The sequence below is a fragment of the Pedobacter sp. A2324 genome (assembly GCF_059693705.1).
Genome location: NZ_JCASSK010000004.1, coordinates 383,042 through 397,949, shown reverse-complemented (window position 1 = coordinate 397,949; position 14,908 = coordinate 383,042). Strand labels below are relative to the sequence as shown.

The 14,908-nt window shown below is 43.8% G+C and carries 14 protein-coding genes; 6 read left to right on the top strand and 8 right to left on the bottom strand.

Features of this window, described 5'->3' with window-relative positions; genetic code table 11:
• Positions 1 to 2: 2 nt before the first annotated feature.
• The 5 genes from AC570I_RS14370 to AC570I_RS14350 all read left to right on the top strand — a co-directional run bounded on the left by AC570I_RS14370 (position 3) and on the right by AC570I_RS14350 (position 6,190).
• Entirely contained in the window at positions 3 to 2,501 is a 2,499-nt protein-coding gene (locus AC570I_RS14370; RefSeq protein WP_497405973.1) for a glycoside hydrolase family 2 TIM barrel-domain containing protein, read from the top strand.
• A 146-nt stretch (positions 2,502 to 2,647) separates the two neighbouring features.
• Positions 2,648 to 3,451: an SDR family oxidoreductase gene (locus AC570I_RS14365; protein ID WP_497405972.1), complete on the top strand. Its 804-nt coding sequence runs from the start codon at positions 2,648 to 2,650 to the stop codon at positions 3,449 to 3,451.
• A 65-nt stretch (positions 3,452 to 3,516) separates the two neighbouring features.
• Positions 3,517 to 4,428 (top strand): helix-turn-helix domain-containing protein, encoded by a 912-nt coding sequence (locus AC570I_RS14360; protein WP_497405971.1) that lies wholly within the window; start codon positions 3,517 to 3,519, stop codon positions 4,426 to 4,428.
• 17 nt (positions 4,429 to 4,445) lie between these two features.
• Positions 4,446 to 5,246, top strand: coding sequence for a helix-turn-helix domain-containing protein (locus AC570I_RS14355; protein ID WP_497405970.1), 801 nt, complete (start codon positions 4,446 to 4,448; stop codon positions 5,244 to 5,246).
• A gap of 152 nt (positions 5,247 to 5,398) precedes the next feature.
• Positions 5,399 to 6,190, top strand: a complete 792-nt coding sequence (locus AC570I_RS14350) for an SDR family oxidoreductase (protein ID WP_497405969.1) — start codon at positions 5,399 to 5,401, stop codon at positions 6,188 to 6,190.
• 424 nt (positions 6,191 to 6,614) lie between these two features.
• On the opposite strand, the gene AC570I_RS14345 is transcribed toward AC570I_RS14350, so the two are convergent.
• From AC570I_RS14345 to AC570I_RS14310, 8 genes are all read right to left on the bottom strand, one after another.
• A complete protein-coding gene (locus AC570I_RS14345; RefSeq protein ID WP_497405968.1) occupies positions 6,615 to 7,145 on the bottom strand; it encodes a GNAT family N-acetyltransferase in 531 nt (176 codons plus the stop codon).
• Positions 7,146 to 7,225: 80 nt separating this feature from the next.
• Positions 7,226 to 7,699: a DinB family protein gene (locus tag AC570I_RS14340; protein ID WP_497405967.1), complete on the bottom strand. Its 474-nt coding sequence runs from the start codon at positions 7,697 to 7,699 to the stop codon at positions 7,226 to 7,228.
• A gap of 15 nt (positions 7,700 to 7,714) precedes the next feature.
• Positions 7,715 to 8,686, bottom strand: a complete 972-nt coding sequence (locus tag AC570I_RS14335) for an L-histidine N(alpha)-methyltransferase (protein ID WP_316800780.1) — start codon at positions 8,684 to 8,686, stop codon at positions 7,715 to 7,717.
• 46 nt (positions 8,687 to 8,732) lie between these two features.
• A complete protein-coding gene (egtB, locus tag AC570I_RS14330) occupies positions 8,733 to 9,884 on the bottom strand; it encodes an ergothioneine biosynthesis protein EgtB (protein WP_497405966.1) in 1,152 nt (383 codons plus the stop codon).
• Positions 9,884 to 11,455 carry an ABC transporter permease/substrate-binding protein gene (locus AC570I_RS14325; RefSeq protein WP_497405965.1) on the bottom strand — a complete coding sequence of 524 codons (1,572 nt, stop codon included), beginning with the start codon at positions 11,453 to 11,455 and terminating at the stop codon, positions 9,884 to 9,886. The genes egtB and AC570I_RS14325 overlap by 1 nt, the downstream gene beginning before the upstream one ends.
• A complete protein-coding gene (locus AC570I_RS14320) occupies positions 11,448 to 12,410 on the bottom strand; it encodes an ABC transporter ATP-binding protein (protein ID WP_497405964.1) in 963 nt (320 codons plus the stop codon). The genes AC570I_RS14325 and AC570I_RS14320 overlap by 8 nt, the downstream gene beginning before the upstream one ends.
• Complete coding sequence (locus AC570I_RS14315) at positions 12,410 to 13,795, bottom strand: mercuric reductase (protein ID WP_497405963.1); 1,386 nt, start codon at positions 13,793 to 13,795, stop codon at positions 12,410 to 12,412. Before AC570I_RS14315 ends, AC570I_RS14320 begins: the two co-directional genes overlap by 1 nt.
• Before the next feature lie 94 nt (positions 13,796 to 13,889).
• Entirely contained in the window at positions 13,890 to 14,516 is a 627-nt protein-coding gene (locus AC570I_RS14310; protein ID WP_497405962.1) for a TetR/AcrR family transcriptional regulator, read from the bottom strand.
• A 141-nt stretch (positions 14,517 to 14,657) separates the two neighbouring features.
• Here AC570I_RS14310 and AC570I_RS14305 point away from each other — a divergent pair, with 141 nt between their 5' ends.
• Complete coding sequence (locus AC570I_RS14305; RefSeq protein WP_497405961.1) at positions 14,658 to 14,903, top strand: hypothetical protein; 246 nt, start codon at positions 14,658 to 14,660, stop codon at positions 14,901 to 14,903.
• Positions 14,904 to 14,908: the final 5 nt, after the last annotated feature.

Genomic DNA, 14,908 nt, shown 5'->3' with positions numbered 1-14,908 from the left:
CAATGATAAAACTTTATAAATTCCCCATGCTCGCAATTGCGGTAAGTTTACTTACTGCATTCAGCGTTTCGGCCCAGCCCGGTTTTGGTACAGCCGAAAAAATAAATGCCGACTGGCGTTTCCATCTCGGAGATATTGATCCCAAGAAAGAACCGGATCAGCGCGACAGATCCTGGAGAACGGTACAGCTCCCGCACGACTGGACCATTAAACAAACGTATAGCCCAACTTATGCCAGTGCTACCGGATACCTTCCCGGAGGTATAGGATGGTATCAGAAAAAGCTAAACATCACAAAACAAGACCAGGGAAAAAAACTATTACTCTATTTTGAAGGCGTGTACAACCGCAGTGAGGTTTTCCTGAACGGGAAATCTCTGGGCAAACGGCCCAACGGTTACATCTCTTTCAGTTACGACATTACCCCATTTGTAAAATTCGGAGAAGAAAATCAAATCACCGTTCGTGTAGACCACAGCCTGGATGCTGATTCACGCTGGTATACGGGCTCTGGAATTTATCGCGACGTCTATCTGGTACGGTCAAATCCGGTACACCTAGAACAATGGGGGCTTTATGCCTTCCCAACACTCGATGGCAATAAAGGAACACTGAACATACAGGCGGCTTTAATAAATGAATCCGCAGCAAATACATCATTAACCGTAGTAAATGAACTATTGGATAAAAGTGGCAAAGTATTGGTCAAAAAATCAGACAAAATCACACTTGCAACCGGTGCCAGTCAACAGATTAATACCAGCCTAGCACTCAGCAATCCCCAACTCTGGAGCATCGATGCTCCAAATCGTTACCGCTTACGTACCATGGTGCTGCAAAACAATAAAATTATCGACAGCGCTACGATCGTCACCGGTTTCCGTAAATTCACTTTCGATCCCGACAAAGGCTTTGCCCTGAACGATAAACAAACGAAGGTAAAAGGCGTATGCCTGCACCACGATGCTGGTGTGTTGGGTGCTGCAGTATATCCCGAAGTATGGCGCCGCCGTTTACTGACCTTGAAATCGCTCGGCGTAAATGCCATCCGGACCAGCCACAATCCCCAGGCCTCATCCCTGTATAACCTTTGCGACGAATTAGGTCTCCTGGTGATGGATGAAGCTTTCGATGAATGGGAATTTCCAAAACGCAAATGGCTTCAGGGTTGGAACGTAGGTACTCCTGGTTTTCAGGGTTCTTCCGATTTCTTTAAAGAATGGGGAGAGAGAGACCTGGCCGACATGATCAAAAGAGACCGAAATCACCTCTCGATTTTTGCCTGGAGCATTGGCAATGAGGTAGATTATCCAAATGATCCCTACTCCCACCCTGTTCTGGCAGGCAATGGCGAGGGTGGTTTTACACAGCCCATTTTTGGAGGCTACAAAAAGGATGCCCCTGATGCCATGCAGCTGGGTATTATCGCCAAAAAACTCGCAGCTGTAGTGAGAAAATATGACACCAGCCGCCCGGTTACCGCTGGTTTGGCCGGCGTAGCCATGTCGAACGAAACAGATTATCCCGGAACGCTCGACATTGCCGGATATAATTACACGGAAAGCCGTTACCTGCAGGACCATAAGCGCTACCCTAAACGTGTGATTTTCGGCAGTGAAAACCGTCATGATTTCAGCGCCTGGAAAGCAGTGCAGGATAATGAGCATATTTTCGGCCAGTTTCTGTGGACAGGCATCGATTACCTTGGCGAATCCGGACGATGGCCTTCACGTGGATTTTATTCCGGCCTGCTTGATTTTGGTGGTTTTATAAAACCCCGTGGCTATTTCCGCCAGTCGCTATGGTCTGATAAACCCATGGCGTACCTCGGTACCTATCCACTTAAAGGCGGTGGCGCTGCGTCCGATGTATGGTCGGTACTTGAATCTGAACAGGGACAGTCTAAAAACGAAACGCCATCAATGGATGCATGGGCCTCATGGAACTACCAACCCGGACAAATGATCCGAGTGGTATGCTATACCAATTCGGCTAAAGCTCGCTTGGAACTAAATGGATCTGTGGTCGGAAAAACAAAAGATTACGACAATAAAACCGGCATCATTTTTTGGGACATTCCTTATACGGAGGGGAAACTCGAAGTAGTTGGCCTCGATATAAAAGGACAGGAAACTGTCCGCCATCATATCCAGTCGAGCGGCCGCCCTCAGGCCATTAAAGTGCTGCAGGGGGAACAAATCGAACTGAAGGCAAAAGATGGTCTTGCCCAACTCGAACTGCAACTCGTAGATGAAAACGGTATTGTTGTAGCAGGTGCTGACGATGAGATTACCTGTGAAATAGCAGGCAACGCCCGCTTATTGGGTATGGAAGCCGGAGACAATGCCGACAAAGGGGATTATACCGACAATAAACAGCGCGTATTCCACGGTAAAATGATTGTATATATCCAATCAAGAGCTAAAAAAACAGAAGAAGTAACCGTGCGCTTCAGTGCACCATGGTTAAAACCTGCAATCGTAAAAATAAAATTGTTGTAGTCACCAGATGTCTGATCCCCGGATATAAAGCATCATCCGGGGAAACAGATCATCTTCCTCCGTTTTGAACACATCATTCAGTAATACGGACACGCCAGGCCCCCGCTATAAAACGAATTTTGTCTTATCATTTAATAAAATATAAAATGCAAAAGACAATATTCATCACAGGTGCCTCATCAGGCTTAGGAAAAGCAACCACCATATACTTTCAGCAGCAAGGCTGGAAGGTAATCGCTACCATGCGTAATCCCGAAAAAGAAACGGAACTGAACGCAATGGAAAACATCACCCTGTTACCGCTCGACGTAACAAATTCAAATCAGATTAAGGAAACCGTAGAAACCGCCCTCGCAATCACTCATGTCGATGTAGTTTTTAACAATGCCGGATATGGTTTAATGGGTGCGCTTGAATCCCTCAGCGATGAACAGATTTTAAACCAGCTCAACACCAACCTGCTTGGGGTAATCAACACCACAAAAGCATTTATCCCCTATTTCAGAAAAAGGAAGTCAGGCCTCTTCATCAGCACCACATCCATGGGTGGTTTTCTTACCTTCCCGCTTCATTCCATTTATCACGCCGCAAAATTTGCTGTTGAGGGTTGGTCGGAAGGTATGTCTTTCGAATTAGCTCTCCACAACATTGGAATCAAAACCGTTGCTCCTGGGGCTATTGCTACAGATTTCACCACGCGATCGCTCGACAGGAGTAGCCATCCCGAATATCAAATCCTGGAAGATAAATTATTTGGAATGGTGGACCATATGATGGATCAGGCTGCCGACCCCGCGAACATCGCAGCTATTGTTTATGAAGCCGCAACTGATGGCAAAGATCAGCTCAGATATGTTGCCGGGGCCGATGCCAGTCAGATGTACGCACAACGAATGTCCGTAGGTCCCGAAGAGTTCCGCAAAAGCATCGCAGCTCAGTTTCTGGGATAAAAGCCAGATTAATCAATAGTTTTGTAAACATCACGCTGCCTTTTGCTAACTTTATACGATAGAACATGAAGCACATCAGGTCAATCATCGAATTTCATAAGCTATTATCGCTACCCGAACCGCAACATCCTTTGGTAAGTGTGGTCCGGGTAGAAAACATACACTTTTCAGATCCTGAAATATGGAATCACTTCTTTCTCGATTTCTACACCATATCGCTTAAAGATGGAGTGGAAGCCAGGGTGAAATACGGCCAGCAGTATTATGATTATGATAAAGGCGTGATGACTTTTACTGCCCCCAAGCAAGTAAATTTTCTTGATCTGGAGCGTACCGATAAGCCATATATCAACAGCGGATCAGGCTATGTATTGCTGCTTCACCCTGATTTTCTGCATGGCTATAAGCTTGCCGCCGAAATGGCAAATTATGGTTTCTTCGCATATGCAACCAATGAGGCATTACATCTTTCAGGGCGCGAGCAGGAAAACATGATCCAGATATTTAAGAAAATACAACAGGAATATGAGTTTATCGACAGGCATACCCAGGATATCATCATCTCTCAGATTGAATTGATGATGAGCTACAGCATACGCTTTTATGAACGTCAGTTTTTAACCCGGAAAGCCGTTAACAGCGATATCCTCACCAAAGTCGATCAATTATTGGATCGCTGTTTTCAGGATTCCGCTGCCTTAAAAAATGGCTTACCCACAGTCGAGTTCATGGCCGGAGAATTGAACTTATCAACCCATTATTTAAGTGATCTGCTCCGTTCTCTTACAGGCTTAAGTGCCCAGCAGAAAATTCACAGTACACTCATTGAAAAAGCCAAGATTAAACTGTCAACCAGCAACTTGTCCGTTAGTGAAATTGCTTTTTCCCTCGGCTTTGAATACCCGCAATCCTTCAGCAAACTGTTTAAGAAAAAAACGGAAATGTCACCCAGCGATTTCCGCAAGGCCTTTAACTAGGTATCTAAGGTAATCGAATGATGATGAAGCACAAACAAATCCCACTCCATATCCTTCCGGAAATCGACTTTCTGGCCTCCGAAAAACGGATTGCATTTGGGGAACATGCCATTAACCACAGGATAAATTTTTACGCCATAATCTGGTTTACGGCCGATGGGGGAACGCATTACATCGACTTCGAACCTTATCCTGTCCGAAAAAACCTCGTTTACCTGCTGGCCAGAAATCAAATCCACTCCATCCCAACAAATATTCTTCCTGATGCCAGGGTAATTGTGTTCTCTTCCGACTTTCATTTATCAATCGAAGAAAAAGAGTTGAAACTGTTATTCCTGCCCATCAACAAGCGGGCGATAGAAATCCCGGATGAGTTGGAACACCACCTCAATAACCTTTTCTCGCTCATTGTATTAGAATACTCAACCCTCGCTGATAACCGATTGTTGCATAAATACACTTCAGCATTTCTGACTCAGTTGTACCGCCTAGCCCGCCACCAGCTTCCTGTACTACTCAGTAAAGATCTGCGGCTTATTCGATTAATAGAACTGATCGAAGAACATTACACCGAACAGCAGCCGGCAGCTTTCTATGCCCGGCAAATAGGCTTAACTACCAAACGTGCCAATGAAATTATGAAACGCTACGCAGCAACAACAATTGGTGAGTTAAGTTATAAACTACTGCTTACAGAAGGAAAAAAGGAATTGCTCAAAGGTGAAAAATCAATTAAAGAAATAGCCTACTATCTGGGTTTCAATGACCAATCTTACTTTTCCCGTTTTTTTAGAAAACGTACCGGTCTTACCCCATAAGCATTCCAGCAGGAACTCCTGAGGAAAGTCGCATCACCGTAAAATAACCAAAATGTTCAAATAGTGCTAATCAAACTCCGGATTGTGCTGATCATTTGATGGTATTCCCCTCAACTTAGTCTGATTAAATCAGTTTATAATAAAAAGAGAATATGGAAACCCTTAAAAATCGAGTGATATTAATTACAGGCGCAGCCATGGGCCTGGGATATGCAACAGCAGTAGAAGCAGCCAAAGAAGGCGCAAAATTGTCGCTGATTGATTATAATGGCGAGCTCCTTGAAAAAGCAAAGAAAGAGATTGAAGCCTTACATCCGGAAGTAGAAATACTATTAACGATTGCCGATGTCTCGGATGAAAAAGCAGTTAAAAATTATGTAGATGAAACCGTAGCAACCTACGGCCGTATAGACGGTTTTTACAATAATGCAGGAATTGAAGGCAAACAGGCACCCTTAACGGAATATGATCTGGAAGTATTTAAAAAAGTAGTAGACATCAACCTGATGGGGGTGTATTACGGACTCAAATACATCATTCCGGTGATGCAGAAGCAGGAATACGGCCGTATTGTAAACGTCGCTTCAGTGGGTGGAATCAGAGGTGTAAAAAACCAGACTGCCTATGTAGCCACCAAACATGCTGTAGCCGGAATCACCAAAAATACTGCTCTTGAATATGGAAGTTTTGGCATACTGACCAATGCCATCGCTCCGGGTGCTATCCTTACACCAATGGTGGCAGATGCCTTTAAACAGGTAAATCCCGAAAATCCAAAGGCAGCAGAAGCAGAATATGCACAGGCCAATCCAACCAAAAGACTGGGCTTACCAGAGGAAGTGGGGAAACTTGTGGTGTTTTTGATGAGCGAAAATTGCAGTTATGTAAATGGTCAGATCATCGCCATTGATGGTGGCCAGTCTAATGCCTATGGAATAGTGTAGAAACAGTTGATCAAATTATCATTGAACAGGCAGCCATCCGGTAAATCAGATGCAAATAGCGCTTTTTTAGCAGGTGGCTGTTTTGCGAAGAAAAATTATTAATTTAGTGAAATCAAGGGATACCCCAATTCCCTGCCTCCAAAAAATTCAAAAAAATTTTCCAAAGTCCACGTCAAGTCTACCTCCAGTCTACCTTTTCTCTACCTCCAGTCTACACCAACTGGCAGAGAACTCCGGGAAAACTTCGACGCAACTGCGGGAAGGCTCCGAAAAAACAGCCATTTCCTTGACCAAAGTCTGCAGGATGCCGCCTCAAATCCTTCAGCCGGCACCAAAACAATCCCCGATTACCACCCGAACTTTTCCCGAATTTGATATGAATTTGTCTGGGAGTCTTTGTAATCCGTTACCTATGAAAAGTCGATCACCCCATCTCAAATTTTTTGCCTTCCATCTTGCCCCGCTTTAAAACAAAGAAGTAAAGATCAGCCCCACGCCTTACAATATTGCCCGTACGGACAAATCCGGCTTTCTCCAATACCCGCTGCGATCCGATATTATCAGGATGAGTAAGCGCCGTCAGATCTCCAGTCTCTGTGTGTGAAAAAGTGTAGGCCACAAGTGCGGCCGCAATCTCGCTGCCTATGCCCTTACCCCAGTAAGCTCTGGCAATGCTATACCCGATTTCATAGGCCGATGAATCCTCTGCAAAAACCCTCAGCAAGCAGTTCCCAATGCAGGCACCGGTTATCGCATCAAATACACCCCAGCGGCCAAAGGGACCATGCTCATAATCATCAAACACTTTCGCAAACAACGCTTTGTAGTCGCTGATACTAAATGCTGGTAAATAACGCATCACTTCCGGGTCATTGAAAAAATCGCAAAAAAGTGACTCCTCTGATTTAGCAAACTGTTTGATTACAATGGTTGGACTTGAATAGATAACAGACATAGGCTTCTTAAAATAAATTTTAGGTATCCAAATTTATCTATAAATAAAGAAAGCATAGTAAGGAAGCCCTTTTTTTGTTGTTATGATTTCCATGCACCCAGTAATCTGCGCACCACAATGATTTCAGCAATGTGGTAAGCGTTATGATCCGCTACCTGTAAGGCTTCCCGTAAAATATTCTGACCAGTACCATGTGGAATGGAAGCAAATAAATCTTGTGTATCAATCAGATTGATAAAAGCCTTTCTGTCCTGGTCAATTTGCTTCAAACAGTTTTCCCAGGCTTCTGAATTTGCCGGTGCGGTTTCTTTGGGCCAATACTCTTCCGGCCACTTCGGCGACTGGTGATTTCCATCCTTGCTAAATTCGAGCATATCCCATTGTGCAATCCGTATATGCTCTGCCAGCTGCCAGATACTGTAAGGCAAGCCATAGGGGCGTTCACCTGTTAATTCAAAAGGTAAATCAGCAACAGCATCTTCAAAACCCGCATGGGCTGTACCACCATTGATAAGCTTTTTTAATTCGGTGATTAATATGTTTTCGTGTTCCATAACTATTGATCATGATTAAGCAACCTTCCATATCGCATCTACAAAATACTGACGGCTGTCGAAGAAATATTGCTGCACTTTAAATCCAGACCGGTGTGCCAGCCTTTCAATTTCTGCAATGGCATATTTTTGTGAAATTTCCATATAAACATACTCGTTTTTTTGAAACTGAATAGCGTGTTCGCCGATGTTTACCACCTGGTTCTCCAGGCTAATTAAATAGCTTTTGCATTCGCCCGTTTCAGGGTCGTAACTGGCATAATGCTCAAAATGATCCACGTTGAAATTCCCTTCCAGCTCGCGGTTGATGCGGTTCAAAAGGTTTAAATTAAATGAACGTGTAATGCCGCTTTTATCATTATAAGCATCAAGAATCTGCTTTGGATTCTTCTTCAGATCAAAACCAATAATTAACAGATCATCGGGTGACAACAGGGCTTTCACCTTCACACAAAATGCTTCAGCTTCATCAACGTTCATATTGCCAATATTAGCCCCCATAAACAAAACCACTTTCTGTCTGTCTGAAATCTCATTGGCAGCCTTTAGCATATCAAAATAGTCACCGTTCAATCCTGTAAACTGCAATTCGGGCAGCGCCTGAGGCAACTTCACACTTAAATCTGAAATGACGTGCGCTGAAATGTCGATCGGAAAGTATTGAAAATTCAATTTATTATTAATGAGCTTGCGGAGCAAATGAATAGATTTGGTCGCATCCCCCGCCCCAAGTTCAATCAGGTCAAAGCCCGCATTGCCATCAGATATCACATTTGCAATCTGATCAGCCTGATATTGCATAATTTCCATTTCTGCATCAGTCAGGTAATATTCTTCCATATTCATAATCTGCTGGAAGATGTAATCACCAGCCTCGTCATAAAAATATTTAGAGTGCATATATTTTGGCTTTGCACTCAAGCCAGTAATCGTTTCATTTAAAAACTGACTGTTAACCTCAGTATTTGTTTCGGTGGTGAGTATCATAGATTTGCTAAATCAGGGATGAATATTTGTTTTGTTATTGTTGTTCTTATTGAGCTAAGCGGATTCCGGTATATTGCCAGCGAAGATGTGAATGGAAAAAATTCCGGTAAGTCATACGGCTATGCTCATCTGGTGTTGCCACAGATGCGCCCCTTAATACCTTCTGATTCACCATAAATTTACCATTGTATTCGCCTATAGCTCCCGGCGCTTTATTAAAACCCGGATAAGGTAAATAAGCACTTTCCGTCCATTCCCATCTTTCGCCCCAGTTCAATTGCCTGGCAGCAACCTCCCACTCAAATTCAGTAGGTAACCGCATCCCTTTCCAGCTCGCAAAAGCATAAGCTTCATAATAACTGATATGGGTTACCGGCTCCTTGAGGTTAACCTCTTTTAAACCGCCCAGGCTGTAGTGAAACCACTTGCCCTCAATTTTATACCAGTACAAGGGGGCAATGATATGCTGACTATTAACCCAGTCCCAGCCTTCGGCATGCCAGTAGTTAAAGTTCTGATAGCCACCTTCTTCAATGAAACGAATAAATGCACCATTTGATACCAATGCCTGGCTAATGGAATAGCCCTGCAGATATACCTGATGACGGTTGTGTTCATTATCGAAACTAAAACCATCTCCTTCAAATCCAATTGCGTATACCCCCTCATCCACCTGAAGCATTTCACCTTCATCTTCAATCAGATTGATAGATTCAGCAACAGTATCATCATAAACCGGAAACAGGGGATTATTCCCTAAAATGTATTTAATGTCTGTAAGCAATAACTCCTGATGCTGTTGCTCATGGTTAAAACCAAGTTCAATAAGCGCTACTATTTCTCGAGTTGGTTCGTTAGAAAGAAAACGACTCATGGCTTCATCAACATAGGCCCTGTATTGATATACTTCGTTAACACCTGGCCTGCTCAGGTTTCCCCTGTCGGTGCGGACTACCCTGTTCCCTATGGTTTCGTAATAACTGTTGAAAACAAAGTTGAAGTCGGCATTGAAAACCTGATACTGATGGCTGTATTGGATTAGGATAAAGGTTTCGAAAAACCAGGTGGTGTGACCCAAATGCCACTTGGGAGGACTAACATCCGCAATAGGCTGCACCACATAATCTTCAGTTTGCAATGGCGCGCAAAGCTGCTCAGAGTATTTCCTGATACGCTGATATTTTTCAATAAGACTCATTAATTTTTATCGAGATGGTTCTTAAGTTCTGTTATGGTATTAACATTTAGTTCCTTCGATTGTTTTTGCCGCATCATTAAAGCATAAGAATTATTAAAACCAATAGGTTTAAGCCATTTGATCTGATACTCTTTTAAAAACTCCTGTTGCACATATTTGTAGGTTTTATCCTTATCTCCGGTAATCGCCGCTATGGTTTTTCCATCAGGCTTTAAGATGGCCAGCAGGCCTGTTCCGGTATATTCGGGATAGAAGTCAATCTGGTTATTCGTCAGGGCATCAAAACAGATTTTAGTTCCGCCAAGTCCGGTTTTAGTTTCTACCCCATAGCGGGTATAACCGCGAATCAGCATGCTGTAAATCTCGGCCAGAATGTACTGCTCACCGAAAATCTTTGAACCGATTTTTACAGTCTCTGCACCGGCTTGTTTTTGACTACGATAAAGTTTCTCCCGGATCAGAAAATCCCTGGCGACCCTGGCGGGCGATTGATGAAGGTAATCTGTACGATAGTTTAATTCTGTCATCACCGAATCGGTAATCTTTCCTGCCAGGAGATTCAGTGTGCTTTCAAGTTCAGGAAATTTGTGGAGTGCTTTTTCGCTCACAATGGGCGCAGCATAATAAGGTGGAAAAATGCCCTTATCATCTCTAAGAATCTTAAGGTCGAATGCTTTCAGGCGGCCGTCTGTGGAATATCCGCTAATCACGTCGAGCGCTTTTGAATAAGCCGCTTTATACATCACCGCATCACTAATCACTACCGTTCTGATCTTGAGTCCGTAAGCCGATTTCAGTCCCAGATCCCCATCCTGGCGTCCCATAAATTCAGGCGTAAAGCCCGCCGTTAATGCAGAACCATAAGCGGATGGCAGAATATAGAAAGCACTTAACAAAATAACCAAAACAGGAAAAGCAACCAATGCCTTCCGAAGCTTTCTGACATTCATCTTCTGCATGAGGGCCAGCAGCGTATCCAGTACAATAGCCAGCAAAGCTGCAGGAATGGCTCCGGCCAGAATCATGTTACTGTTGTTCAACGAAATTCCTCCGAAAATAAACTCACCCAGCCCGCCCGCAGCAATATAGGATGCCAGGGTAGCTACCCCCACATTAATAACCGTTGCCGTCCGGATACCCGCTAGTATTACCGGCATAGCTAGAGGCAATTCTACCTTAAAAAGCATTTGAGAATGGCTCATCCCTAAACTTTTTGCAGACTCGGTGATGGAGCGATCGATACCGATAATACCTGTGTAAGTATTACGGATGATCGGAAGTAACGCATAAATCAGCAAGGCTACAATTGCAGGTTTCGCGCCGATTCCCAAAACCGGAATCATAAAGCCGAGCAAGGCAATACTGGGTACCGTTTGCAATACGCCCGCAACCCCGAGCACCAGACCCGACCAACGTCTTTTACGGGCAATAAAAATTCCCAGGGGTAACCCAATACCCACTGCCAGCAGCAACGATATAAAGGTTAAACCGATGTGCTGGAAGGTCTGACTGAGCAGTTTATCCGATTCCATCGACATAAATTGCCAAAGGTTTTGTTGCTGATCATTCATAGCTTCCGGAAGTTTTATATTGATTGAATGCCCTGACTAAATCTTCCAGATTAAATGTTTTGGTTTTCCCCTCCGGGCTAACCACCTGAAGTTCGCTGAATTCACCTGAGCGAAGCTTCTCCATCGCATGCCAAACACTGGTATCTACCGTTATATTATAATTTCCCTTTGCCCTGTCATCGGGCAAACTCTTCCAGATATCATATAGCGTAACTACTTTAAACTCCAGCGCCAGGCGTTGGCTATCCAGAAAAGTCCGCGCGAACTCGTTCACAGGCTTAAAAAGAAGCGCTTTCGGGCTGCCCGTCTGAACCACCGATCCTTTGTCCATTAAACAAATCCGGTCGCCTAAAATAAAAGCCTCTTCAACATCATGGGTAACCATCACAATAGTTTTCTGCTGTAATTCTTCCAGCTCAAGGAACTCTTTCTGAATACTGGAACGGGTAACATTATCAAGTGCTCCGAAAGGTTCATCCATCAATAAAACAGGTGGATCGGCAGCCAGTGCCCTGGCCAGACCCACCCTTTGCTGCTGCCCGCCGCTCAGCTCAGCCGGAAAAAGATGGAGTATATTTTCTGGCAAATGAAGCTTCCCGATCAGATCGGCTATCCTGCTTTTAATTTTCTGCTGCTCCCATTTCAGTAACTTCGGTACAACCGCTATGTTTTCTTCAATCGTATAATGTGGAAACAATCCGATATGCTGCATCACATAACCAATGCTACGCCGTAACGTTTCAGGCCGCTGTTGATGAACAGGGCTTCCATTTATCAGGATTTCCCCCTCATCCGGTTCTATCAGCCGGTTGATCATTTTCAGCGTTGTGGTTTTGCCACAACCACTGGTACCAAGCAAAACCAGGTTCTCTCTTTCAGCTACCTTAAAAGTAACCTGGTTTGCAGCCTTTGCAGAACCATATGTTTTAGTTACCCCGTTTAGCTCAATCATCATCAGTCTTCAATTTTCATAAAAAGGTTATTCAGTGATTCTGAATAAGTGGGGTGTGCGAATACACAATAACGGATCCTGTCGTAGGTGATACCACCTTCCATCGCCATCTGCAATACCGACATGATCTCTCCTCCTTCCGATGCAAGAATAGCAGCTCCAAGTATTTTTTTAGTCTTTGTATCAACTACCGCTTTCATTAAGCCCTGCGTTTCGTTAGTTTCGATTCCCCTCGCTACTGACGACATCGGCAGCACGGCAACCTGATAATCAAGTTTCTTCTCCTGTGCCTCCGTTTCCGAAAGTCCAATCCTACCCAATTGCGGGTCGGTGAACATGCAATAGGGAACAGGACGGTCTTTTATCGAATAATCAGTACCCTCTATCAGGTTACGATAAACAATAGTATAATCATTATACGCAATGTGCGTGAATGCAGGTCCCCCTTTTACATCGCCCAGCGCATAAATCCCTTTGATATTGGTCTCAAGCTTATCGTTAACCAGGATGTGCCCTTTCTCATCGGTTTTAACCCCACATGCATCCAGCCCCAAATGCCGGGTTTGAGGTGTGCGGCCCGCGGCAACCAGAATATGGGTCGCTTTGAACTTACTTTTTTTACCTTTAGTTTCTACTTCAACCTCGAGTGAGGATTTACCGTTTACCTTAACCTTTTTAATTTCAGCCGATGTGAATATCGCTATCTTCTCCTTTTCCAGTATTTCTGTCAGTGATTCGGAAACATCCTGATCTTCCTTTGCCAGAATCCGGTCCGACTTCTCGATGATGGTCACCTGGCTACCAAAACGGCTGAACATTTGTCCAAACTCCAGTCCAATGTAATTTCCACCGATCACAACCAAATGCTCAGGTATTGCTGTAAGTTCCAGAATCGTGGTTGAGGTAAGATAATGACTCTCGGGCAAACCCTCAATAGCAGGAATTGCCGTCTCTGCGCCGGTATTGATAAAAATCAACTCGCCTGATACCTTTTCTTCCTTTCCGTCTTTACCCGTAATCAAAAGTTCTTTTTTTCCGGTAAACTTAGCAGTGCCCATCAAAATGGTTAATCCTTTTGTGGATTCTAAACCATCTTCAGCACCTTTTCTAAATTGAGCTACAATCTGATCTTTGCGCTTGATAATTTTTTTGAAGTCCACTTTGACAGTGCCAGTCTCTATTCCAAGATCGCCCGATTTCCTGGCCTGATAGGCCATCCGGGCAGATGCGATCATCGCTTTCGTTGGGGTACACCCATCATTAATACAGGTACCACCAATCATTCTTTTTTCTATTATAGCTGTTTTTTTGCCTGCAAGCGCAAGTTTTTTGGCCAGGGGAACGCCAGCCTGCCCTGCGCCTATGATAATTGCATCGTAGTGTTTCATTGATTTGTTGTTACGCTTATAAACTGGATTTAAGAAATAACCGCAATAACAGATCAATGTTTTTGAAATTGAAACTGTTTAGGGAATAATCAGCTTATTTAGCATCATAGGTTTTATCAATGAGAAAGGAGATGGCCTCTTCAACGGCTCGTCGCCCCTCGTTACTTTTAAGATCGAGGCCGCAAAAAGTTGTCGTTTGGGTACTGGCATAAATATCCAGATAGTAAATGCCGGCCACCATCAGGGCCGTTACCGCCCGGTAACGTTTTGCCTGATCGCCAAAATGAGGGTCCGTTATTGATTCAAAAAGCAAAGCCCCGCTGTCTTCCCTAGCCTGGGCTAGTTTTTTAAGTTCTTTTCTGTCATCCAACAATCCCCAAAGTAAAATCTTTTGCATTTCCTCATCTTTAAAAACATAGTCAAATTGAGATAGAAGCATCGATTTTGAAAACGCCCTTCCGCCGTCGGTTGGAACAGGATTTTCCTCCCCCTTCACATTCGTCCAGAAATCTTTCGTACGGATATATTCATCAATAAGCTCATCACGTCCGCCAAAATAGTTATACATCAGCTTTTTATCCAACCCGGCAACACGCGCAATATCATTTACCTTCAGTCCTGAGAAACCTACCGTATTGATAATTTCTCCAACCGCATCTAAAAATCGCTGCTTACTCCTGGCCTTGTTTCGCTGGCTTCCTGCTTCTGGTTTTTCTTCCATTGATAAACGTTTTTGATAATGTGCTCAAAATACACAATCATTTTTAAATTTATTATCACCTTTTGGTGATAAGTATTTATATTTGCATCAGAAGGTGATTTAACCGCTCATCTGATTAACCAGGACCAACAGACTCAAAACATGAAAAAAGGCAAAGCGCTCTCAGAATTCACGCTCGACGAGCTAAAAGAAAGAAAAAAGACAATTACCGGGATTGTACTGGGTTTAGGTATTGTGATGCTGATCAGTAGCGTTACCCTCATCTATCTTGCTGTGAAAACACATAATGTCAGCCTCACTGGTATTGCAGTGGCTTGTCCGCTAACATTTTTGCCAACGGTGATTAGCCTGACTCAGATCAACAACGAAATTAAAAAGCGAAATTAATTTCA

Excerpts from the sequence above, each read along its gene's own strand:
- AC570I_RS14365 (WP_497405972.1), top strand. The coding sequence starts at position 2,648 with ATGCAAAAGACAATATTCATCACAGGTGCCTCATCAGGCTTAGGAAAA.
- AC570I_RS14350 (WP_497405969.1), top strand. The coding sequence starts at position 5,399 with ATGGAAACCCTTAAAAATCGAGTGATATTAATTACAGGCGCAGCCATG.
- AC570I_RS14355 (WP_497405970.1), top strand. The coding sequence starts at position 4,446 with ATGATGATGAAGCACAAACAAATCCCACTCCATATCCTTCCGGAAATC.
- AC570I_RS14360 (WP_497405971.1), top strand. The coding sequence starts at position 3,517 with ATGAAGCACATCAGGTCAATCATCGAATTTCATAAGCTATTATCGCTA.
- AC570I_RS14370 (WP_497405973.1), top strand. The coding sequence starts at position 3 with ATGATAAAACTTTATAAATTCCCCATGCTCGCAATTGCGGTAAGTTTA.
- AC570I_RS14325 (WP_497405965.1), bottom strand. The coding sequence starts at position 11,455 with ATGAATGATCAGCAACAAAACCTTTGGCAATTTATGTCGATGGAATCG.
- AC570I_RS14345 (WP_497405968.1), bottom strand. The coding sequence starts at position 7,145 with ATGTCTGTTATCTATTCAAGTCCAACCATTGTAATCAAACAGTTTGCT.
- AC570I_RS14315 (WP_497405963.1), bottom strand. The coding sequence starts at position 13,795 with ATGAAACACTACGATGCAATTATCATAGGCGCAGGGCAGGCTGGCGTT.
- AC570I_RS14335 (WP_316800780.1), bottom strand. The coding sequence starts at position 8,686 with ATGATACTCACCACCGAAACAAATACTGAGGTTAACAGTCAGTTTTTA.
- AC570I_RS14320 (WP_497405964.1), bottom strand. The coding sequence starts at position 12,410 with ATGATGATTGAGCTAAACGGGGTAACTAAAACATATGGTTCTGCAAAG.
- AC570I_RS14305 (WP_497405961.1), top strand. The coding sequence starts at position 14,658 with ATGAAAAAAGGCAAAGCGCTCTCAGAATTCACGCTCGACGAGCTAAAA.
- AC570I_RS14340 (WP_497405967.1), bottom strand. The coding sequence starts at position 7,699 with ATGGAACACGAAAACATATTAATCACCGAATTAAAAAAGCTTATCAAT.
- egtB (WP_497405966.1), bottom strand. The coding sequence starts at position 9,884 with ATGAGTCTTATTGAAAAATATCAGCGTATCAGGAAATACTCTGAGCAG.
- AC570I_RS14310 (WP_497405962.1), bottom strand. The coding sequence starts at position 14,516 with ATGGAAGAAAAACCAGAAGCAGGAAGCCAGCGAAACAAGGCCAGGAGT.